This window comes from Sphingobacterium sp. WM (assembly GCF_029542465.1).
GTDB lineage: Bacteria > Bacteroidota > Bacteroidia > Sphingobacteriales > Sphingobacteriaceae > Sphingobacterium > Sphingobacterium cellulitidis.
On the sequence record NZ_CP120709.1, the window covers coordinates 895,359 to 918,978 of the forward strand.

15 protein-coding genes are annotated in these 23,620 nt (G+C 37.9%); 11 read left to right on the top strand and 4 right to left on the bottom strand.

Annotated elements, in window-relative coordinates; genetic code table 11:
* Window positions 1–170 precede the first annotated feature (170 nt).
* Entirely contained in the window at window positions 171–2,090 is a 1,920-nt protein-coding gene (locus PZ892_RS03905) for a 7TM-DISM domain-containing protein (RefSeq protein ID WP_182499283.1), read from the top strand.
* On the opposite strand, the gene PZ892_RS03910 is transcribed toward PZ892_RS03905, so the two are convergent.
* On the bottom strand, window positions 2,087–2,764 hold the full coding sequence (locus tag PZ892_RS03910) for a response regulator transcription factor (RefSeq protein ID WP_182499284.1): 678 nt from the start codon (window positions 2,762–2,764) through the stop codon (window positions 2,087–2,089). The two genes, PZ892_RS03905 and PZ892_RS03910, sit on opposite strands and share 4 nt — an antisense overlap.
* A gap of 165 nt (window positions 2,765–2,929) precedes the next feature.
* On the opposite strand from PZ892_RS03910, the gene PZ892_RS03915 reads away from it, so the two are divergent.
* On the top strand, window positions 2,930–4,213 hold the full coding sequence (locus tag PZ892_RS03915; protein WP_182499285.1) for a Gfo/Idh/MocA family oxidoreductase: 1,284 nt from the start codon (window positions 2,930–2,932) through the stop codon (window positions 4,211–4,213).
* Window positions 4,214–4,263: 50 nt separating this feature from the next.
* Here the strand turns inward: PZ892_RS03915 and PZ892_RS03920 are convergent, their stop codons facing one another.
* The 3 genes from PZ892_RS03920 to PZ892_RS03930 all read right to left on the bottom strand — a co-directional run bounded on the left by PZ892_RS03920 (window position 4,264) and on the right by PZ892_RS03930 (window position 11,587).
* Entirely contained in the window at window positions 4,264–6,669 is a 2,406-nt protein-coding gene (locus PZ892_RS03920) for an ABC transporter permease (RefSeq protein ID WP_182499286.1), read from the bottom strand.
* Between the two features lie 224 nt (window positions 6,670–6,893).
* Complete coding sequence (locus tag PZ892_RS03925; protein WP_094255187.1) at window positions 6,894–8,516, bottom strand: SusD/RagB family nutrient-binding outer membrane lipoprotein; 1,623 nt, start codon at window positions 8,514–8,516, stop codon at window positions 6,894–6,896.
* Window positions 8,517–8,533: 17 nt separating this feature from the next.
* Complete coding sequence (locus PZ892_RS03930; protein ID WP_182499287.1) at window positions 8,534–11,587, bottom strand: SusC/RagA family TonB-linked outer membrane protein; 3,054 nt, start codon at window positions 11,585–11,587, stop codon at window positions 8,534–8,536.
* 374 nt (window positions 11,588–11,961) lie between these two features.
* On the opposite strand from PZ892_RS03930, the gene PZ892_RS03935 reads away from it, so the two are divergent.
* The 9 genes from PZ892_RS03935 to PZ892_RS03975 all read left to right on the top strand — a co-directional run bounded on the left by PZ892_RS03935 (window position 11,962) and on the right by PZ892_RS03975 (window position 23,617).
* On the top strand, window positions 11,962–12,318 hold the full coding sequence (locus PZ892_RS03935) for a VOC family protein (RefSeq protein WP_182499288.1): 357 nt from the start codon (window positions 11,962–11,964) through the stop codon (window positions 12,316–12,318).
* A gap of 257 nt (window positions 12,319–12,575) precedes the next feature.
* Window positions 12,576–14,711 (top strand): cbb3-type cytochrome c oxidase subunit I, encoded by a 2,136-nt coding sequence (locus tag PZ892_RS03940; RefSeq protein ID WP_182499289.1) that lies wholly within the window; start codon window positions 12,576–12,578, stop codon window positions 14,709–14,711.
* An 11-nt stretch (window positions 14,712–14,722) separates the two neighbouring features.
* A complete protein-coding gene (locus PZ892_RS03945) occupies window positions 14,723–15,721 on the top strand; it encodes a cbb3-type cytochrome c oxidase subunit II (protein ID WP_182499290.1) in 999 nt (332 codons plus the stop codon).
* A gap of 1 nt (window position 15,722) precedes the next feature.
* Complete coding sequence (locus PZ892_RS03950; protein WP_182499291.1) at window positions 15,723–16,001, top strand: hypothetical protein; 279 nt, start codon at window positions 15,723–15,725, stop codon at window positions 15,999–16,001.
* A complete protein-coding gene (locus PZ892_RS03955; protein ID WP_094255181.1) occupies window positions 15,985–16,398 on the top strand; it encodes a cytochrome C in 414 nt (137 codons plus the stop codon). The genes PZ892_RS03950 and PZ892_RS03955 overlap by 17 nt, the downstream gene beginning before the upstream one ends.
* 446 nt (window positions 16,399–16,844) lie before the next feature.
* On the top strand, window positions 16,845–20,096 hold the full coding sequence (locus PZ892_RS03960; RefSeq protein ID WP_182499292.1) for a TonB-dependent receptor: 3,252 nt from the start codon (window positions 16,845–16,847) through the stop codon (window positions 20,094–20,096).
* Between the two features lie 12 nt (window positions 20,097–20,108).
* Window positions 20,109–21,878, top strand: a complete 1,770-nt coding sequence (locus tag PZ892_RS03965; RefSeq protein WP_182499293.1) for a RagB/SusD family nutrient uptake outer membrane protein — start codon at window positions 20,109–20,111, stop codon at window positions 21,876–21,878.
* A gap of 128 nt (window positions 21,879–22,006) precedes the next feature.
* Entirely contained in the window at window positions 22,007–23,035 is a 1,029-nt protein-coding gene (locus tag PZ892_RS03970) for an aldehyde reductase (protein ID WP_182499294.1), read from the top strand.
* Window positions 23,036–23,617, top strand: a complete 582-nt coding sequence (locus tag PZ892_RS03975) for a Crp/Fnr family transcriptional regulator (RefSeq protein ID WP_182499295.1) — start codon at window positions 23,036–23,038, stop codon at window positions 23,615–23,617.
* Window positions 23,618–23,620: the final 3 nt, after the last annotated feature.

Genomic DNA, 23,620 nt, shown 5'->3' on the forward strand with positions numbered 1-23,620 from the left:
TTCAAAGTGACGACATTTTAGAATAGCAGAAAACATCCAAAAAGAGGATTTTATCCAAATCCCTTTTTTGGTGTATTTCCATAACCTGAAAAGGTGATATTCCCATTAGAAACCTTATTTTCTAGTGATTTACCTCCTTATTCTAACAGATTTAACTGTAAATTAGATTGATGAAGATGCATGGACTGATATGGACACTGGCAGTGAATATGCTGTTCTTCCTGTTTTCTGTAAAACTGGAAGCCCAGACCATTCTATTGCCCGATACAGCCAATCATTTGAATATCGCCCAATCAACCGCTTTCTTTTATGATGAGTCTGCAAATGATTCTGTACCCCCAGAAAATCAATTCCAACCCTTTCAGGAACCAATTTATAATTTCGGTAAAAAGGATGGCAACCTATGGATTCGGACAATACTAGCAAATCAAGATTCTATCAAAAGAACCCTGTATTTGGAATTTACCAATCCCAACCTCAATTCCCTGACCTTATATAAAAAGTATGCTGATCGCATGGTATTGGTCAAAATTTTAGGTTCCAGTTATCCTTATCATAACCGATCGGTCAATCATCAAAATTTAATATTCCAATTGGAATTGGACCCCTTAGAAATTGCTAATTATTATATTAAGGTCCATTCCAATTATTCGGCAATCAACTTTAACCTCCTGCTCTGGGATAAACATGAACGAGAAGGATATTATTTGAAAGAAACCACCACCATTTCTTATTTCTTTTTTATTACAACTGCTTTCCTTTTTGTTCTTGGAATAACCTTAATCCTAACCAAGGAAAAGAAACAATGGACTTTCTTCTTTTATATTCTTTTTGGTGCCTGTTATATCTACTCAGACCTGGGCTTATCCTACAAAAACCTTTGGGGTAATTATCCGTCGATTCAAAATATTTCCAGCTATATCTTTACTAATCTATATCTGATTTTTGGAGTGAGCTTCTTCAGGGAATATTTTGTAACCAGACGATTTGTGCGGAAACTTGATCAGGTATTATGGATTTTTGTTCTTTGTTCTCTAGCCTTGACCATAATTGCAATGGGTTATCAATGGATTCCACATGGTCTTTTTTCGCTGATCCAAAAATTGAATACAATCATGTTTTCAATGACCTGTGCTATTATTCTGTACATATTAATAATTTTATTGACGAGACAGCGGAATAAGACCGAAACCATTTGGTTTATGATCGCATTTGCCCCACATGCTTATACCATTCTTACTACCAGTATCCGTCAGTTGGGACAATATTATTTTAATTTGGAACTCGATATAGTCTCCAAGGTTCCCTTCTTTCTGTGGACCATTCATGTGCAGAATATGATGCTCTGGTCCATGGTCTGGGAGGTATTGATTGTATTTACATTGATGATGCTGCGGCTGAAAAAAATGTATGAACAGCACAATGCAATGTTACTTGAGCTCGGAAAAAAACAAGAGGAAGACACGAAGCTTCTTATGGCGACCGTCGAGCAGGAAAGGAAAAGAATTGCCCAGGAATTGCATGATAGCTCCGGGGTTCAGCTGTCAGCTATCCGCATGAAATTAACACATCTCGAAGATCAATTGGAAAATAAACTTATGAGTGATAATATTCGAAAATTAATGCAGGATGTTGATCGTGTAAATTCAGATATTAGAACGATTTCCCATAACCTGATGCCAATTTCATTGAGCAAATTGGGGTTGAAAGCGGCTATCCAAGAATTGGTCAATCATGTTAAATCCAGTTATCCAGCCATAAAAATTAATCTGTTTCAGCAATACGATTCTAAAAAATTAGCTCCAAACAAGGAGGTTCATATTTATAGGATTATCCAAGAATTGCTGAATAACATGATCAAGCACGCCATGCCTACGGAGATAAATATTCAATTGATCCAAAATGAAGCAGAGCTAATCATAAGTTTGGAAGACAATGGTAAAGGCTTTATTTATAATCCGGAAAAAACTACAGGTCTAGGATTAAAAAGTATTCTTACCAGATCCCAATTGATCGGAGGGAAATTTGAAGTCGATAGCAAACTGGATGCTGGTTCTTTTTTCTCCATTACTTTGCCAATTCAGGATTAAAGTAGCTGATTTTTATTGGCAAATGTGATCAACTCCGTTATTTTCTTGACTCCGCATTTGGCCATGATATTCTTGCGATGGGTATCCACGGTATTCGAACTGATAAATAACTGATCTGCGATCTTGTTGCTGGAATTACCCTCAGCTATGAGCTTGAGGATTTCCAACTCCCGATGCGATAGGTTGAAACTATCCTTTTTCGAATTTTGATCAAGGCTTCCTGATTCCTCATTCATTAAAAAGGCTTCAACGACTTTATTCTGAACCTGCTGGTCAAGATGTCTTTTGCGTTCGTTGACTGCTACAATAGCCTTTATGAGTTCCTCCTTCGCAATGTTTTTTAATACATAGCCTAAAGCTCCTTTTCGTAGGGCCTCTCGGATAAGCTCCGTATCATCGTAGCCGGTAAGCATTAATATTTTCTGTTCAGGATTCTCTTCTAAAACAGCTTCTATACATTGAATCCCGTCCATATCAGGCATATTGAAATCCATCAATATCACATCAGGACGGTTCTGCTCAATAGATGCCAGCAGCTCCTTGGGGTTGGTGCAGGATTGAATATTGCCAAATTGCGGATGCCCACTCAATATCATGACCAAACCATCGACTATAATCTGTTGATCCTCGACAATGAGCAAGTTTATAGGAACTGATGTCGTCTTTTCGTCCATAGGATAAACGTTGCTTCTCTACAAGATACTAAAATATCCTTAACTCTTTTCGATACTTCTTTTGAATTTTGAAGAACTTTTATTTTGGAATTTTTGTATCTTTCTAAAAGATTAACAATTCCCTCGTTGTATATCTTTTTTTTAAACCTAAAACATTATTCATAAATGAAAAGAAAAGATTTTATTAAAAGTTCAGCTGTACTTGCTGCATCTTCTTTGTTTTTTCGAAGTCAAGCCTTTGCCAATCAAAACTCACCTTTGAGAATCGGTCTTATCGGTGCGAATGGTATGGGCTGGTCAAACTTAAATGCAATTTTAAAGATTGATAAAGTGACCTGTACAGCGCTTTGTGATGTGGATGAAAATGTACTGAACAAAAGAAGCAACGAACTCGAACAAAAGAATATCAAAGTCAAAAAATATATTGATTATAAGGACTTGTTAAAAGATCCGAATGTTGATGCGGTTATTATTGGAACCCCTGACCACTGGCATTGTATGATCATGGTCGATGCTGTTGCTGCTGGAAAACATGTTTATGTGGAAAAACCGCTCGGAAACTCCATCAAGGAATGTGAAGTAATGCTTGCAGCCGACAAAAAATACAATAAAATTGTTCAGGTCGGCCAATGGCAACGTAGTCAACAACATTTTAGGGATGCAATGGGATTTGTCCATAGTGGAAAATTAGGGAAAATCAGATCTGTAAAAGCATGGGCATACCAAGGATGGATGAAGAGTATTCCGGTAAAACCGGATTCTGCTCCGCCTGCTGGTGTGCATTATGATAAATGGCTGGGACCAGCAACTAAAAGACCTTTCAACCCGAATCGCTTCCATTTTGACTTCAGATGGTTCTGGGATTATGCTGGCGGACTGATGACTGACTGGGGAGTTCATATGTTGGATTTCGCATTGATTGGAATGAAAGTTTCAGACCCGATTTCAATCATGGCAACAGGAGGTAAATTCGCATATCCTGATGATGCCGCCGAAACTCCAGACTCCCTAATAACGGTATTCGCTTTTGATGATTTTTACTTGCAATGGGAACAAGCTACTGGTATAGATCTTGGTCCCTATGGAAAAGATCATGGCGTTGCCTTTATCGGAAACAATGGAACCCTGGTCGTGAATAGAGGCAGTTGGGAGGTAATTCCAGAAGGAGGTAGGATGCAGGCAGTAATTCCTCAACCTTCGAAAGACAATGGATTGGAAAAACATATGGAAAATTTTGTTACCGCAATCCGAACCAATGACAAAAGTATCCTCCATGCTCCTGTCGAAGCAGGTGCTCATATCGCTATTCTTTCCCAAATGGGAAATGTCGCCTATAGAACTGGAAAAAAACTCTATTGGGATAAAAATAAAGCCAGATTTACAGATGAGGAGGCTAATACTTATTTAGCCGCTAAATATCATAATGGCTATCAATTGCCCAAAGTATAAGAATAAAATAAAAAAGCCGGCTTATACCGGCTTTTTTATTAGGTGATTTCTTAATCTTCTTTTAAACGGTGAATAGGATTACCCCTACCTTTTTTGTATAAAACAAATAATATTATTCCTGCCAATAATGTCAATAGGATTAAGATCGGCAATAAAAAATTCCATGCTGAAATTTCTATTCTAAACTCATAGTTGTACAACCATTTTTTCATCATCAAGAAGCTGATTGGTACTGCAACGAGGATAGATGTGAAAAATAAAAGGTAATATTCTTTAGAAAATAATATCAGTAAATCTGATAGTTTTGCGCCTAATATCTTCCTCATTCCAACTTCCTTGCTTCGCGCAGTAATGGATAAGGAAACTAAACCTAAAATACCCAAACAAACGATGATTAATGTAATTACCGTTGCTGAAATCGAAGCTCTGTACAATTGCAATTCGGTTTCATACATTTTTCGAATATTCTCCTCCATAAAATGATATTCAAAAGGTGCTTCAGGCATCAGGAAATGCCATTTCTTCTCAATATTATCAATCGAACTGGATATCGATCCGGGTTTCATGCGAATATTGAAATACCTATAGAGATTGTTTTGTGATACATTCAGCCAAATAATTGCCGTGTTAGGACTATGCATGGAATTAGGAATAAAGTTTTCAGTTATCCCAACTACGCGCACAGGATCAGGAGTGCCATTAAACTTTAGATTTCTACCAATTACATCATCAGCATGCTGTATGCCCAATACATTCATCGCTTTTCGATTCATTACCACTTCTTTCGGTGCCATCGAATCAACAAGGTCCGAACTGAAAAAACTGCCAGCCAACATTGGAATCTGATAGGTCTCAGCAAACTTGGAATCGGAAATGATCATTTGAGAATTAATGGGCTCGTCGGACTTATCCATTAAGGCTATTTCTGCCTTCCCAACGATATTATTTGGCGTTTCATAAGATAAACTGATCTCTTCAACCTCATTCAGCTTCCCTAGTTCTTGTTGGATGGTTTGTGTTTTCCGAACACCTTCCGGACTCCAATCCCGTGTTGTTTGGACCGTTAGTATGTAATCTTTATTATATCCTAAATCACTATTTACAAACAAGTGGATTTGTCTAGCAACGATAATGGTGGAAGTCAAAATAATAATGGCGGTGGTAAATTGAAGGAATAGCAAGGTCTTTCGGAGACTCTGTTTGTTTTTTACTTTATCAAACTGAAGTTTTACAGAATTCAATAAACTGTTCCTTGAAAGTTTAATTGCTGGATAAAAGCCAGAGATTAAACCTATTAAAATTGAAAATAAGAAAATACCCAAATAAAAATAATAAGGCAATTCCGTTATCTGGGGTAGTTTTCGCATAAAGATGTTTTCAAATAAGGGCTTGGCAAACACATATAATGGAAAACAGATTAATAAAATCAAAACAAGGAGAATGACATATTCCGTAAGTAGGAGGCTGGCTATCTGATTGGAACGAGCTCCCATAATCTTCCTGATGCCAATTTCTTTTAAGCGACTTATGTTTTGACCTAAATTGAAATTGATAAAATTAATAATAGCCATCAACAGGATGAATCCGGAAATGTAAAGGAGGATATCAATCATTTTTTGAATTGCACCATTATTGCTCTCCAGATAATAGGTCTTGAGAGGTTTTAGATCCGGACTGTAATTGTCTGAAAATACCTGGTCAGTATGTTTGCCCACTAAGGTTTTAATAGCTGCTTTGAGTTGATCTAAAGAAACATTCTTTTCCAATTCTACGAATCCTACGATATAAGGATTCTCCCAGCTATCAAGCTCTCGACCAAAATATTTCTCGGAAGCAATAGGTAAAAAGAAATCCCCTTTTAAGCCTGGAGTTAACTCCTGAACTGAATTTCGGTAATTTGGTTTGATGATCCCAGTTACTTTAAAATCATGTTTCTCACCTTTGAAGTTTCTAATGGAAAGTTGTTCTCCCAAAGCATCTATCCGACCAAAGTACTTTATCGCGGCAGCCTCAGTAATAACTAATGAAAAAGGATCAACCAAGGCGGTATTTACATCTCCAGCATGCAGCTCAAATCCAAACATAGCTAAGAATGTGGGGTCACCTAAACTAGCTGATTCCTCAAACTTATCTGATCCATTGGAAACAATGCAGGTCAACCCGTCTATTCTATAGTAGTTTTTGACTAGCTGTGGATATTCTTCTGCCAAAGCTTTAGGAAGTGCCCCAAGGGTAGTGAGCTCAATTCCTAAACCTTCTTTTTTATACGTGCTCTGTAATAAATATTGCTGATCCTTATTTCTTAAATGGGCATTTACCTGCTTAGCATCCCAAATGTAGGCGCCTACGATCATTATGAAAGTAATTCCACAGATTAATCCGATTAAATTGATAATGTTCTGTAGTTTTTTCTTGCTAATATTTCGCCAAGCAATTTTTATATAACTCCAATTCATTTTTTAGGATTTTGCAAATGCTGATTAATAGTTTAAATATGAAGCTCGAAGAGCAATTTCATTGCCATCGGTATAAGTTGTTTGTTTTTAATAAATTACGCTTTATTGTAGCCTTTATTGTGTTCGTTTTCGGACAGCTTATGTTCAAAAATGAACGTGTGGGGCATAAAAAAAGCGGAGTAGGATTTCTCCTACCCGCTTATTATACTACCCATTGAATTTTATTATAACTTTTTGTTTGTTGAATCCCACCATAATCTGGTTCCACCATTATCAGGACCTCCCAACATTTTTACCGCTTCATTCACCGCAGCGCTATTGCTGTTATATTCTCGCTCAGGATATGGCATTCTGCGAATTCCAGGATTCGTAGGAATGGTGTTATTGCTGTAGTTAACCACTACTGGAAATAAAATTGGATAGCCCGACCTACGATATTCGGCCCAGGCTTCATCTCCATCAGGAAACATCGATATCCATTTCTGGGTGATGATTCTTTCTAACTTTCGATCCTTGCTATCAGCCTCATTCCAAGCAATGGTGATCGTACTTAAAAACGGTGAACCCGCTTTGATATCATTTTGCCCTGCTTTGATTGCCTTTGGATCGATGTAAGGCATAGGCTTGTCGCTTGAATTATTTTTATAAGCCGTTGCTGCCGCACTCAATCCGTACATTTCAAATGACCTATCGATTCCCTTTTCATAATTGCTCTTCGCATCCCCAGCATTGCTCCATCCTCTCAAAGCAGCTTCAGCTTTTAGAAACCAACTCTCGGAAGAAACCATTAATTGCATTTTATTTGGTAATGGGAGAAGTTTGGAATAATTATCATACCTGCTCTTTGCATCGATGTCAATACCTGTCCTGATCCCTTTATACTGTCCTTTGACAGCAGGATCAGTAGCCTTTTCAAACAATTTTTCCATACGTGGATCCTTGTATCCACCTAAAAACGATTCAATACTAGCGTGCATCCTGGTATCACTCCAGGTCGTAGTAATAATATTTAAAGGATGGTCGGTACTCAATTTGATAAAGCAATTGTCAGCCGTGGACTCTAGTAATCCTCCATTTTCTGGATTTAGCGCTTTTTCACCTTCTGTTTTTGCCAAAGCTGCATCTTTGAAGGCTACTCGTAAGGCTAATCGTAATCTCAAGGTATTCGCAATCCTTAACCAACGATCATAATTGTTGGATGTATAGGCTAAATCAGATTTTTTCATTGCCGCAGATACTTCTTTCCCCTTGTAAGTCTTTAAAATAGTCGTTGCGGTATCCAAATCCTTGAAAAAGTTCTTATAGGCATCTTCCTGATTATCATAATGAATTTGATCGGATTCATCTGGTGCATTATATTTACTATAGATAATTGGCCCAACTTTGTCCGATGTTCTATGCATGGCCGAAACCTTAAGAATCTTAGCAAAAGCAAAAATATCCTTCATCTTTTCATCATTTCGGGTCATTAGTTCTACTCGAAACAATGGATTCATGGCGCGGATATAACGGTCAACCCATAGGGAAGAATACCAACCCGGAACCAAACTATAAGTCAGGTTATTGGCATTTCCTACAAAGGGTGCTTCCGCTCCAAAATACCCGCCATAGGCATCACTCGTCAAGTTGTTCGATACCTGATATTCTCCAACATTTTCGGATAAGATCGCTCGCTGACCTTGTGCAAGGAAAGAAGCGACCAAGGCAAAGTCTCCCATGGCTTCTTCATCCGTAACACCTGCAGGATTTGTATTTAATTCTGTAAAGTCCTTGGTACAGCTCATGGTCAGGAATAAACTACTCAATAATATTCCCGACAATTTATAATATGATTTTAATGTCTTCATTTCGTTTCTCTTGGTTATTAAAAGGATACTTTTAGGTTTAGTCCATAGCTACGTGTTGCTGGTAAGGAAAAGCTGTCATAGCCTTGTGCTCCAACACCAGTGGTCGTATTCAACTCTGGATCATAGGGCGCATCATTGCGGAAGAAAAATAAATTTCTACCTGTCAATGAAATCGATGCACTATTTACACCTTTCCATTTGATTGGTAATGCATAGGTCAATGCGATCTCACGCATCCTGATATTCGTAGCATCATAAACCTGACCCTCGATTATACCATCGCGATTCCCAACGGCACTATAATATGCTTGAGCAGGAATCTTTCCTTGCCATGGGGTTCCATCCACCTTCACGGCAGGGATATCCAATCCACCTGCATCTCTCGCGGCAGCACTTTCCTCACTAACACCAAAGGAATTTAAATACCCGTCTGTTACTGAAATTACTTGTCCGCCAAATCTAGCATCAATCGTAAAACTCAATCCGAATTTTCCGTAATTGATCGTGTTATTCCATCCCACAATGGATTTAGGATTGTTATTGCCGATATATCCTTCAGGTCCAATTTGTGGCCTACCAGTGTCATCAACAACCATAACGCCGTTACTGTCTCTTAAAAATGTTCTTGCCCAAAAATCCCCAAATGATCCATTTAATCTCAGAACATTGAAATTACCACCTACGGAATAACGCTCCCCAAGTTTCGGGGCTAACTCCAAGATCTTATTTCTATTTGCAGTGAAATTTACCGAGGTATTCCAGGTGAAATTATCCTTCTTAATCGCATCAATCCCCAAGGCAGCTTCTATACCCTTGTTCTCCACATTTCCTGCATTCAAAAATACCGTGGTATAGACCTGACCAACTGTTGCTTCATACGAAAAATACTGATCCTTGGTATTGGTTTTGTAAAGGGCTAAATCAAAGTTGATCCGATCATTCCAAAATCTACCTTCATACCCAACTTCATAACTTCTACTGATTTCAGGACGAAGTGGTAAACCTTGATATGGACCCGAAACATTGGCATTCAGGATACCGGTCGCTAAAGTATTGGTCGGAATGGTACTATAAATTCCCACATCGTTTCCTACCTCTGCCATGGTTAACCTAAGTTTACTGTAGGTAATAAAGCTTGGCATTTTTATCATGTCTGAAAGGACTGCCGATAAACCTGCGGACCAATAGAAATATCCTTTTTTCTCCTGCGGTGTATTCGCTAGGGTAGAGGCCCAATCGTTACGTGCGGTCAAATCCAAAAAGATCTTATCCTTATATCCTAAATTGGTCGATGCAAAAAGAGATTGCAATTGCCTTCTGCTAATGGATTCGTTCAGGACATTGATGGGTGCATCACGGTATATATTGCTGAGCAAAAACTTATTCGCCACGGCTAGTTTTAACTGATCTAAATTCCATCCGTTGGAACGGGTATCGTTAATGGATGTTCCTGCAGTAAAGTTCAAATCCCAATCCTCAGCAAAGGTCTTATTTCCAATGAACAATAAATCTCCATATAACGCTGTGCTTTCTGTTTGATCGCGGGTATATCGGCCATTATCATTTAAGACACCTTCAATTTTCTCACCTGATAAAACTCCCTGCGTACCTGCATAGACATGACGCTCCCATTTATCCCAACGTTTGTTCAAGGTACCTCTGGCACTTACCGATAACCACTCATTAATGTTGTATTTTAATTGCCCTTGGGCGATAATATTATCTCTCCATTGGAAAGTCGGATTCCTATTCAACACCCAAAACGGATTCTGTGAATGATGCGTTCCTGTCAACCCTGCATCCGCATTGATATTCCACCAATCTTGAAGGTATAAATTCCGTGTCGGGGATAGGTATTCGTAATTATTCTTGTATTTGTCAAAGTCCAAGCCTCTTGGGAAAAGGTATAAACCCGCAATAGGATTAAAATATAAACCCGAAGATGGACGATTATGAATGTCTTGTCTGGAGTACATCATACTTCCATCAAAGGTTAATTTATTATCGAAAAAATTGGTCGAATTTCTAAAAGTCGCTGAATGCTGCTTAAAAGAATTGGTTGGAAGAATTCCTTTATTGCTGGTATTACCATAAGAGAAATAATTTTGCATCTTTTCGGTTCCACCACTCAAGGAAATGGTATTGATTAAGGTCGTACCTGTATTAAAGAAGTTGTCCACTGGATCTTGAAAGGAACCTTTCTCACCCCAGCTCTCTTCAGAATCTTGGGTGGTCTGACCATATCGGTATTGTAATTTCGGAAGATAAAATGCTTGATCCGCGGTGATGCTGGAGGATACATCGATCTTTAGATTTCCTTCAGCACCTTTCTTGGTGGTAATCATAATAGCTCCGTTGGCACCTTGACTACCGTATAAGGCTGATGCGGATGCTCCTTTCAAAACATTGATGCTTAGGATGTCATCGGCATTCAAGGTACTTAAAATATCCCCTCGATCTGGGCCGCCACCAAAGGCTCCTTCTGAACCACTACCCCCTGTATTGGTGATTGGGAGTCCATCGATTACATAGAGAGGCTGATTATTCCGGTTGGACTTAAATCCCCGAAGAACAATATTAACCGAACCTCCAATACCGGAAGAACTTCGATTGATTTGCATCCCGGATACCTTACCTGTCAGGTTGTTCATAGGATTCGCATCTTTTACCTTGGTCAACTCTTCCCCTTTAACGGTTTGTGTAGAGTAGGTTAGGCTTTTAGATTTTCGTTGTACCCCAAGTGCAGTTACTACGACATCATCGATGCGAGCAGTCTGAGGACTCATCGAAATATTGATCACTGAATCAGTCGCTGATACAGTTTGCTTTACAGTGTTGTAGCCCAAAACACTGATGCTTAGATTTACAGAGCCTGCGGGTGCCTCTAAACTAAATTTTCCTGATTCGTCGGTCGAAGTGGCTTTCTTGCTGGCATCTAAACGAACAGTAGCACCAACAATCGCTGATTTTGTTTGTTCATCAACAACGGTCCCTTTTATTGTTCGTTGCTGTCCATAAGTTAATTGTATAGCAAATAGCCATAGAAATAGATGGGTTAGTGTTTTATACATAATTGAAGTTTATGAATGTGATTTTATTGTAACGACAATGATACAATGATTACAAAACGTACATATGGGGGATATATTTTGTCTTTTTATGTTAAAAATTCAAGTAAAAAGCTTTTCAAAAGCGCTTGTAATCATATGTTACTGTAAACTAATTGGTTATATACTGAATAAATAATTAATAATTTTTAGCTACTAATCTCAAATTAATCCTGCTTTGATTTGGCGGGTAAAAATAATATTTTGAACAGAAAATAATTTAATTTTGAGTAGTTGTTTTAGGTAATGGTATCCCAATAGAGAAATGAGTGGGGGGATGGCTCTTTCTATTCAAACTCTAAGATTTTATCCATATTTTAACTTTAAAAATTTGAACTATGTTAACATTAGCTTGCCCTAAATTGCCCATGCGCGTCAAGACAGTGACGAAAGAATATTATTTGAATCAGTTAGGTTTCCAGGAAATTGGATTCGCAAACTTTGAAAGTTATATGATCTTGAAAAAAGATAATGTGGAACTCCATTTTTTCATTTTCTTGGATCTTGTTCCTGAAGAAAATTATGGACAAGTTTATATTCGTGTAGACAATATTGACCAATTGTATCAGGAATTAATTGAAAAAGGGGTAAATATTCATCCAAACGGCAGCCTTGCTGTCAAACCTTGGGGGCAAAAGGAATTTGCAATCCTCGACCCTGATAGTAACCTGATAACTTTTGGACAAGCCGTCTAATTCTTCTCTTTCGCTTATTTCAATTGAACTCCTTTAGCTCCTGATAAGACACCTTAAACACTTGTCAGGAGCTTAACATATTTTTCACCTTATGTTTCCTTTGAATTAATAAAAGATAAATTTGTCTTTTATTAATTCTTGTTTTAACTTTGTCCAATCAAGTCATCAAATTGATTGAGTTCTATCGGGAAATCCTCATATCCAATTTGGACAAAAATGATGATTTGATGTGAATGCTAAGGTCATAACAAATTAACATGGGTTCAATTTTAACTTTTAATTTATTCCATTCTGCTGCGGATTCAGCACATGGTTTACTCCTCCAATCCATTTTCTTTCACTCCAAAATCAGTCCGATTGAGTTTTGGCTAGGATTTCTCTTATTGATTTTCCTGTCCATATTGATCGTGGTTCTGCTTTTGATTGATCGTATTAAACAAATCAGTACTTATCTATTAAAAGAGAAATCAAATTTCTCTCAAAACCCCTTCAAGAATGCTTTACGGAAAATGAACTCAAACCAAATTGCTCGGATCCTTAAACACAAGAGTAAACAAGAAATTAAATCTTGGTTACTGGCCTTTTTCCTTTTTGGCTGCTCTTTATTTCCGCTCGATTCCTTTGCTCAAACCGTTTCAATTGATGGTATCAGTGAATCCGTTTGGTCTAAAGCGGGTGTGATTATTACGTTGGTTTTGCTCTTGATACCGACTATTTTTATTCTAGTTTTGTTGTTTGTTAGAATCAATAGAAAGCTAACCCATTTAAATATTCAGGCCCAAAAAGAGGAAGCAGATTTAATCGTGCAGGAATTGGAAAAAAGGCCTTTAGCTGAGGTTCAAAAAGAATTGACCGCTTTTCAGGAAGCTGCCGATTATCAACTGGAGGAAAATCTCCTCGCTGGAAAAGATCCCGCGGAAGATCCAAAAGGTCTACTGACCCTAAATGAAGTAGAAGGTATTCCAATTGTTTCCAAAAAGAAAAAAGCTACCCTTCGTACAAATTTTGATGTCAAGTTATCGAAAATGGTGAATTGCTATCTAATCTCCGCCACCTTTTGGCTGGTATTCGGAACTACTATTGGTGAATATCTTGGCTTTAAATTCGTAGCTCCTGATATGGAAGACTTGAGTTGGTTGAGCTTCGGCCGACTAAGACCTGTTCATACCAATGCTGTATTTTGGGGTTGGGCATCCTTAGCCATGATCGGCTTAGGATACTATGTAGTACCAAGGGTGAGTAATACAAAACTCTTTAGTATGAAATTAGGCTGGTACAGCCTGTTCCTAATAAATTTGTGTGTAACTCTGGGGACCATCGCCTTGATGGCCGGAATTAACAATAGTGGTGGCGAGTATAGGGAATATATATGGCCTATTATGCTGCTGTTCGGAATTGCATTGGTATTAACACTAATCAATTATTATAAGACCATTGCAAATAGAACGACAAAAGAAATCTATATCTCAAATTGGTATATCGTATCAGCGGTAATCTTTACGATTGTCATCAGTTTGGCAGCCTACTTACCTTTCTGGCAAAAGGGTCTTGGTGAAACAATTATCCAGGGATATTTTATGCACCAAGGGGTAGGAATGTGGTTTATGCTTTTCTGCTTAGGCCTGGTATATTACTTTTTGCCCCAGCAATTGAATAGGCCTATCTATTCCTATAGCTTAGGTATCTTGGCTTTCTGGACCCAGATTCTTTTTTATACCCTCATCGGTAGTCACCATTTTGTCTTTAGTTCGATTCCTTGGTGGTTGCAAACTGTTGCAATCGTCGGAAGTGCAGGAATGGCAATCCCTGTTATTGCGGGTACAACCAACTTCCTGATGACTTTCAAGGGATCCTGGTACAAATTAGGAGATAGTTATATCCTTCCATTTTTCTTGGTCGGTATTATCTTTTACTTCACCGGATCTATGCAAGGAACAGCAGAAGCCTTCCGCGAAACTAACCTGATCTGGCACTTCACCGACTTTACCGTTGCACACTCACACCTGACCATGTATGGCATCATTAGCTTCTTCCTTTGGGCATCAATATATACGATTGTACCCCGCTTTACTGGAAAAGAAGCCCCACAGATTAGTATTGGTGCACACTTCTGGTTCGCATTTATTGGTATGCTCATGTATACCGTTCCATTGATGTATGGATCTACATTGAAAGGGATCATGTGGCTGGAAGGTAAACCATTTATTGATGGAGTCATGTTTATGGCGCCTTATTGGTTATGGAGAGCGATAGGAGGTAGTTTGATGTGGCTTTCCCACCTCATATTTGCATATAACTTATACAAGATGATGGTCCCAGTCAAAGAAATAGACATCGCGGAGGAAATAACAACCCAATTTGAAAACCAGTCAACTCTTAGAGTTCAAAAATAAAACTATCGATCATGAATTTTTTTGACGATCATAAAAAACTATTTATTACAGCAACCTTGTTCTTCGTGCTGCTGACCGTCTTCGTGGCCATTCTTCCAGCATTGAATAACCAGCTGATTAATGCGCCATTGCCGGACTCTGAACCACTTTCCGAAGATGCCATGGCTGGTAAGTCTCTTTTTATTGCCAATGGATGTGTGGCCTGTCATACCCAACAAGTCAGAAATGTGGATATGGATAAGGTATTCGGTCAACGTCCCAGTGTAGCGGCAGATTATGCCCGAAACGAACGAATGGACCTGTGGAGAAACACTGCGACCTTAATGGGAACTGAAAGAACAGGGCCTGATTTAGCAGATGTAGGTAATCGCCAACCAAGTAAAGAATGGAATCTTGTCCATCTTTACAACCCTAGAATTGTCGTAAAGGAATCCATTATGCCGGCTTACCCTTTCCTGTTTGAATCGAAATCCATTCCAGGAAAAAATGATGTAGTGGTAAATATTCCTGAAGAATTTGCTCCTAGTAATGGTCATAAAGTTATTGCCAGCAAAGAAGCTTTGCAACTAATTGCCTATTTACAATCTCTGAAACAAGTTAAACTGGAAGCTGATGTTCCAGAATTTCTATATAAGAGGAAAGCTCCTGCCGACTCCAATTCGGGTGCAGCTAATGATGAATTAGACGGAGAGGCACTTTATGTAGCTCATTGTCAAGCCTGTCATCAAGCCGATGGCAATGGGCTACCGGGAGCTTTTCCACCTTTGAAAGGTAGTCCCGTAGTAACTGGCGATGACCTCGAATTGTATGTGGATATCATCATGAATGGCTACGATAGTAGACCTGAATATGGTGTTATGGCCCCAGTAGGTGTAACCGCAGGATTTACTGAAAAAGAAGTCGCCGCAATTATTAATTATGAAAGAACAAGCTGGGGAAATAATGGCAAGAAAATTAAACCAGAAGATATTAAACAAATTGTTGATTTCGTAAAAACTCAATCCAACTAACATGAAGAAATTTCAATTAACCCTACTGTTTTGCTCTATCTATTCTTTCTTGATGGCATGTCCCGTTTGTGAACGAAATCAACCCAAAATTTTTCGCGGCTGGGCGCATGGAACAATGCCAAAAAGCGATCTTGAATATGTATTGGTCCTCGCTATATTCCTCATCTCGGTTATTGCACTGATCCTTTTTATTAAAATGTTGATCAAACCCGGTGAAAACCAAGCAGACCATATTAAAAGAGGTATCTTAAATCCTGAAAACTATGAGCCAAAAAAGTAAAATATTCATTTTTATCGATGATGAAAATATCCCAATTGCAGAAACTTATAGTCCTGTCAACTTTGAATTGGATACCCATAAATTAGCCGATGGGAAGCATCAGTTAAGAATTGTCAGTAAAGACCCTGAAGGTAAGGAAGGAATTCGAATTATTCCTTTTGAAGTTCGTAACGGTCCTGCAATAGAAATCACAGGAATCAGAGAAAATGCGGTGCTTGACGATCGGGTGCCAATTATGATCAATGCCTATGGAAAAGGTAATTCAGAAACTTTTCTCATTGACGGTAGTGAAACCCCGCAAGGTATTCCTTGGTGGGTCTGGATTATTATGATTGTATTTATAGGTTGGGCCATGTATTATGTTTTTATGTTCCTTCACCTTCCAAGTGGAGGATAATAATTTATCTATTTTTCTATAAACCTTCTAGGTTCGGAATTGATTGATTGTTGCTCTGTTTGATTTCAATTCAATTCTGAATCTCAGAAGGTTATTTTTTTACCCCTTTTTTCTCATATAAGCAATTTAGGTTGTTACAATAGTAAATTTTAGTTAGCTTAATTTTGCTTAATAAATGTTTAAATTTTAATTAGTTTGAAATTTAAAACGCTTTTTTATTAGATAATTATATTTGTAGGTAATAATCTAATATTATCTTGAATTCCCCAAAAAATGATTTTGCAAATAAATTTCTATGCTTTATTTTCATCCTAATCAAATTAAATTCTAACCTAAAATGATAAAGATGAATTAAAACTAACTTACCTCCGAACACCTGAAAAACAAACAAATAAACCTTAATTAATGCCTATTTAGGCAATCTTTCAATTTCAATTATTACTATTATGACTCAAAAAAATCGAACTTTTTTTGGGGCAAAATCCTTTTCGATACTGACCGTGTGCTTATTATTAAGTTCCCCGGATGTATTTGCTCATAAAAAGGATATTGCCAATATTGTTGTTGGGCATCGACAACAAACTGTTTCCGGATCGATAAAAGACGAGGCTGGAAACCCAATCGTAGGGGCTACTGTCCTTGTTAAAGGGACTACGAAGGCCACTAGTTCTGATGCAAAAGGCGAATTTTCAATTTCCGCTAATAATGGAGATATTATTATTATTCGAAATTTAGGTTATTTGAGCCAAGATATTACTGTCTCAGGAACCCAACCCCTTTCCATCACGTTACTCCCTGATAATGCCAATATTGATGAGGTTGTTGTGATCGGATATGGTACTCAAAAACGGGCCAATATTACTTCCGCTATATCAACGGTAAATGGAGATGCCTTGAAGAATGTTTCTCCATCTAATCTTTCTAACGCCATTGCTGGTCGTGCTCCCGGAGTTAAAGTAACGGGTACTTCAGGCCTTGCTGGTGCAACATCAAAAATTAGATTCAGGGGAAGTTTTGCCGAACCTTTATTCGTTATTGATGGGATAGTGCGTGATAAAGCTGCATTTGACGCCTTAGAAGCTAATGAGGTTGAACAAATGTCATTCTTAAAAGATGCAGGTGCGGCTGCAGTTTATGGAACTCGTGCAGGTAATGGGGTTGTGATTGTCACAACAAAAAAAGGAACCGTAAAAAAACCTGAATTTAATTTCCAATCCAATGTCGCTATTGGAAACCCTACAATGACCCCTTTGGCAGATCTAACCACAGCCACTGATGAATTGATTTATCAAAATAGAGTAGCAGAATTTCAAGGTCTCCCAATCCCTAATGGTGATGAGGAATTCAATTATTTCAAGGATAAAAGCTATAGTGTAAACGATGTTATCTGGAGAAATCCTGTAAGTCATCGCCAGTCTATTTCAGTCTCCGGTGGTAGTGAAAAAATTACTTATTATAACCTTTTGAGCTTCAGAAATGAAAATGGCTCCTATAAATCCATCGATCATCAAAAGTTTAATTTGAGATCAAATGTCTCCGCGAATATTACCGATGCCTTTAGTATTGATATGAATATCTCTGCTAATCAGCAAAATTCTAATCGCTTCTATTGGCCTTTCAGTACCTCATCAAATGATGATGATTTTGATGTTTCCGATTTCTATAGGGTAACTTTCAACTGGCCAAAAATGTATCCATTCTATCTGACGCAAGATGGTACGCCAAGTGATACGCCAACTGAATTCCCTGTACAAACTCCAATGGGAAGCTGGCAAGCATGGAATGTCATTGATCAGGTAATCGGAGACCGATATATTGACCGAAAAGTTCGACAGATCAATCCTATATTGTCTCTTAACCTAAAGTTGGATAAATTGATCCCTGGTCTATCGACCAAATTTGTAGGAAGTTATATCGCTGAGGATTACCTCAGAAAAAGATATATGAGTTTCCAAAAGAACTACACTTTCACTTCCTTGAATCCTGACGGAAATCCATTTATTCCGGCACCTCCTTCTGAAGATCGAATCAATATTTTCACATTTAGCCAGCAGAATCCATTTATGGATTATTATACGCAGCGGAAATGGGAATATCAAATGAACTTCTTCTTGAATTATATGCAAACCTTTGGAAAGCATGATGTTGGAGCAACCTTGGTATTTGAACAAGGAGAAAAAGGATATACCAATATCAATTCCATGGCGCAAAGTCCTATTACTCCTTTGGACCAAATGCATGTGTATCCGACTGACCGAAACTTTAGGTCAACAAATGGATTAGAAGGAATTGATGCTAGACAATCTGTAATCGGTCGTTTTAATTATGCCTATGGAAGTAAATATCTTCTTGAAGCCTCATTCCGTTATGATGGTGCGGCATTGTTCCCTGAACAAAAAAGATTTGGTTTCTTCCCTTCAGTTTCTGCTGCTTGGAGAATCTCTGAAGAAGAATTCTTTGCCAATATCAAGGACAAAATTTCAGATTTGAAACTTCGTTTCGCCTATGGTGCAACAGGTAATTACCTCGACGTAAATGGTAACCCTATTAACCCATTCTCATTTGTTGAGAAATATACCACTACAACCGGATTTATCTTTGGAGATCGTTATTATAATGGTTTAGCTTATGGTTCTACCCCTAATCGCGCAATCACTTGGACTAAATCCGAAAGTTATAACCTTGGTCTAGATTATGGTTTTATCAATAATAAGTTAAATGGTTCAATTGAAGTCTTTAAACGCTCTGAATCAAATATTTTAGGTCCAAGAACAGTTTTATTACCAGATACCTATGGACGTGCTCTAGCACCTGAAAACTATGCTGCTAGAAGTTATAAAGGAGGTGAGATTTCGATCAACTGGAATGATAGAATCGGTGAAGTTGGATATGGAATCTCGGGTAATTTAGGTTATGCGGTGGATCAATGGGATATTTTTGACGAACCTGCAGCCTATGCTGACGGTGGTCTGGAACATTTCAGATCCAGAATCGGAAGACCTAATAATGTGATTTATGGATTGAATTCCTTAGGAATCGTGAGAACCCAACAGGAATTAGATGACCTATTAGCCAAAGGATTTAAAACTTATGGAAGAGATCCGTATTTAGGAATGATCTTGTATGATGATATTCGTGGACAAGGATATTCTGATACCCCCGATGGAAAAATTGATGAAAATGATGTCACCTTGCTATCGACCAATAACTCGCCACGATGGGATTATGGATTGGGGTTAAATGCTTCTTGGAAAGGAATTTCTGTGAATGCATTATTCCAAGGTGTTTTCAATTATGATCGGATGATTTCTAACCAAGAAGGTGGGGGTATGCGTCAGCATGGTGGTACCTTTAGACCGTATTATCCTATCTGGGCTGATGATGTTTGGACTACTGAAAATCCAAATGCCAAATATCCTAGACCGGTCGGTTATAATTGGGCTGAATCAGGAACTAATCCTTCATCCTTCTGGATGCGTAGTGGTGCATTTTTCAGATTGAAAGATCTGAATGTTGCCTATCAATTGCCAACTAGTTTCACTGAGAAAATAAAAATGAACAGTATCAATGTATTTTTCAATGGTACTAACCTATTTGTATTCTCACCTATGACGGAGTTTCATGACCCTGAGCAATTGAATTATGACTCTTACCCATTAATGAAGACGTTCACCTTTGGCTTGGACATTAAATTTTAACCGGAATTAATCATGAAAAAGATATTATTAGTAGCAATTGGACTATCCGCCATCTTTACTTCCTGTAAAAATGTGTTGGATATAGAAGACCTTCAATCATTAGATGAAGAGAAGGTGTGGAAAGATCCAAATTTAATCAATGCCTATATGGCGAATTTGTATACGGTCTTTGGAAACTGGAATACCAGCGCTGATGCTTATAGTGAACAACTCGTTGGAATTCCAATGCAGTTGAATACGATCACTCCAACTGCAGGACCTTTTAAAACGTGGAACTATACCAATATCCGAAAAATCAATACGGCTATTCAAAAAGTACAAGAGAGTACGAGCATTACTGAAGATGTTAAAAATAAAACCCTAGGAGAAGCTTATTTCTTAAGGGCATACGTATATTTTGATATGTTGAGATTATATGGTGGTATACCCTATATTACTATTCCTCAGGATGCAAAAACTGATGATTTGAATACACCAAGGAATTCAACCAAGGAAACATTTGATTTATTGGTAAAAGATTTGGATGAAGCTATCAAATTATTGCCGCAGACTATAGAAAAATCCTCCTCGAATTATGGTAGGATTGATGGAAACTTTGCAGCAGCTTTTAAAGCAAAAGTTTTATTGTATAAAGCTTCACCGCAATTTAATCCTTCAAATCCTTTTAATAACGCCTATTGGAAAGAAGCTCATGCTGCAAATAAAACTGCATATGAGCAATTGATAAAAAATAGTTATTCATTGACCCCTGATTATGCGAATATTACTTTACAAGAGAAAGGACCTGAGGTGGTCTTTGCAGTGATAAATACCTATCCTAATAAAGTCGCGAACTGGGATTATGGAGTGAGACCAGGTTATGAAAGCCGTGGACCTGCTGGGGCCGTACCAACTTGGGATTTTGTAAAAGAATTTCCAATGAAAGATGGGAAAATCTATTCAGATCCAACAGGAAAATATTTTAAATCTGAAACTGATTTCTTGCAATCCTACTGGATGAATAGAGATCCTAGATTTGATAAATCAATTGTTTGGAATGGTAAGATTTATGAAGTTTCAGGTAAAGCCGGTAAACGTCAGTATACCTCTTTAGGGATTGCAGATGCATTGGATAACTTTGGAATTAACCCCGCTGCAGGTATAAACTCGACCAACCAAGATCGATATAGTGGTTTCTTTATTCTGAAGAATAGTAAGCTTTCCTTAAAGCAAACGGAGGTGGAAACTCAATACGATGTGGATTTTGTGTTGATGCGACTAGCAGAGGTTATGCTTAATTACGCAGAAACAGCAAATGAAACTGGCGACTTAGCTACTGCACAGGAAATGCTGAACCACTTGAGGAAACGTGCTGGTATCGAACCTGGAGCTGATGGAAAATATGGTGTAACTGCTTCCAACCGTGACCAAATGCGCGAAGCAATTTTGGCTGAAAGAAATATTGAACTTTGTTTTGAAGGTCATCGCTTTTGGGACTTGAGAAGAAGCAATAAATTAAAAACACTTGATAAGGGAACAAAATACGGCGTTGAAGCCATAGCGATTAATGCCGATGGTTCTGAAATGGATATTAAACAAGCGAATACCCTTGCAAAAACCTATCAGTTGAAGGAAGCTAACTTTAAATACAGTATCCTTCAAGTTCCTAAAAATGGGGTGAAGGTAAGTGAAGTGCCTGATACTTATTATTTCTTTCCAATTCAACAATCTATCATTGATAGAAATCCAAAAGTTCTACAAAATAAAGATTGGGGTGGAACATTCAACCCAACCATGGAATAAAATTATTTAAATATTTAAGAAGGACTGCTCAAAAGGCAGTCCTTCTTCTTTAAATTTTATTTTTTACCATTTGGTAATTGAGAACCTCTTCATGTTCAGGTACTTTGTTTAAAACAAAAATTACTATCATGGAAAATTCTCAGGTATTATTAACTGGAGTAACAGGTTTTCTTGGAACTCATACGGCAATCGAATTATTGAATAGAGGATATAGGGTCAAAGGGTCTTTGAGGGATATTAAAAGAGCCGACTCCATCCGACAACTTATTGCAAAATATACAGATCATAGTGATCGATTGAGTTTTATCCAGGCAGATCTCCTCCAAAAAGAAGTATGGTTGGAGGCTTGCAAAGGTATGGATTACATCATCCATGCAGCTTCTCCATTTCCAAGGGAACTCCCCAAGGACGAAAATGAATTAATCATTCCTGCGCATGACGGAACCCTAAACGTACTCAAAGCTGCAAATCTAAATGGGGTAAAACGTGTGGTCTTGGTTTCCTCCATTTCAACAGTGGTTTATGGAAAGAATAGGGGGGATTTGAATAGGATTTTCACTGAAAAAGATTGGACGGATGAAAAGAATAGCCAGGATACCATGCCTTATTTCAGAAGCAAGACTATTGCAGAAAAGGCGGCTTGGAAGTTTATTGAAGAGGAAGGAAAGGGCATGGAATTGGTGAGCATTCTGCCTGGAGCGATGTTAGGTCCAGTTTTAGAGCATGATTTCGGAACTTCAGCAAATATCGTAATCAAGATTCTTTCTGGAGGTATGCCTGCAATGCCAAAAATTGGCTTTGAAATCGTAGATGTACGATCTGTGGCTCAATTGTTGGTGGATTCTATTGAATTAAAACAAGCTGCTGGCCACCGTTTTATGGCTTCCGCTGGACATCTGACTATGAAAGACCTAGCCTTAATATTAAAAACTCAATTTCCTGATCGTAAAATCAGTAGTAAGGAATTGCCGAATTTTATGGCTCGGTTAATCTCTATTTTTGAACCTGCATTAAAACCCGTTTTATTAGATTTAGGTTTGAAAAGAAAGGTGGATGCCAGTAAAGCCAATCGGATCCTGAAATGGAATCCTTATTCTATGGAAGAATCTATCCTAGCATGTGCAAACAGTGTTATTAATCTTGGAATCGTTAAGTAAATGCAAAAGCTAAAATCCATATTGAAGTTTGGGGCAATCTTGTCGGATCAAGACGTTGATGAGATTGCTGCTCACTTTAAAAGTAAATCCCTGCGGACCTCCGAATATTTCTTGGAAATAGGTCAAATTGCACATGAAATCGCTTTTATTGAATCTGGAATTGTGAGAATCTTTAAACCAGATCAGGAGGGAAATGAAATCACAAAATATTTCTTTAAAGAGAATCAATTCTTTGTTGATCTCGAAAGTTATTACTCAGCAACACCTTCAAGTGAAGCATTTCAAGCTGTAGTTGATACCCAACTTTTTACTATCCATAAGTTACAAGTTGAAAAGCTCTGTGAAAAAATTCCTAATTTCTTTATTTTTCTAAAAAGCATTACTGAGGCTACCTTATTGAATAAAATCAAGGACAATGACTTTCTAAATTTTGGAAGTTCAAAGACGAAATATCTAGAATTTGTACGTCGATATCCTAACTTAGCACTTCAAGTTCCTCAGCAATATATCGCATCCTACCTAAAAATAACGGCACAATCCTTAAGTAGAATTCGAAGAGAAATCAGTCAGGATCGAAATTGATTA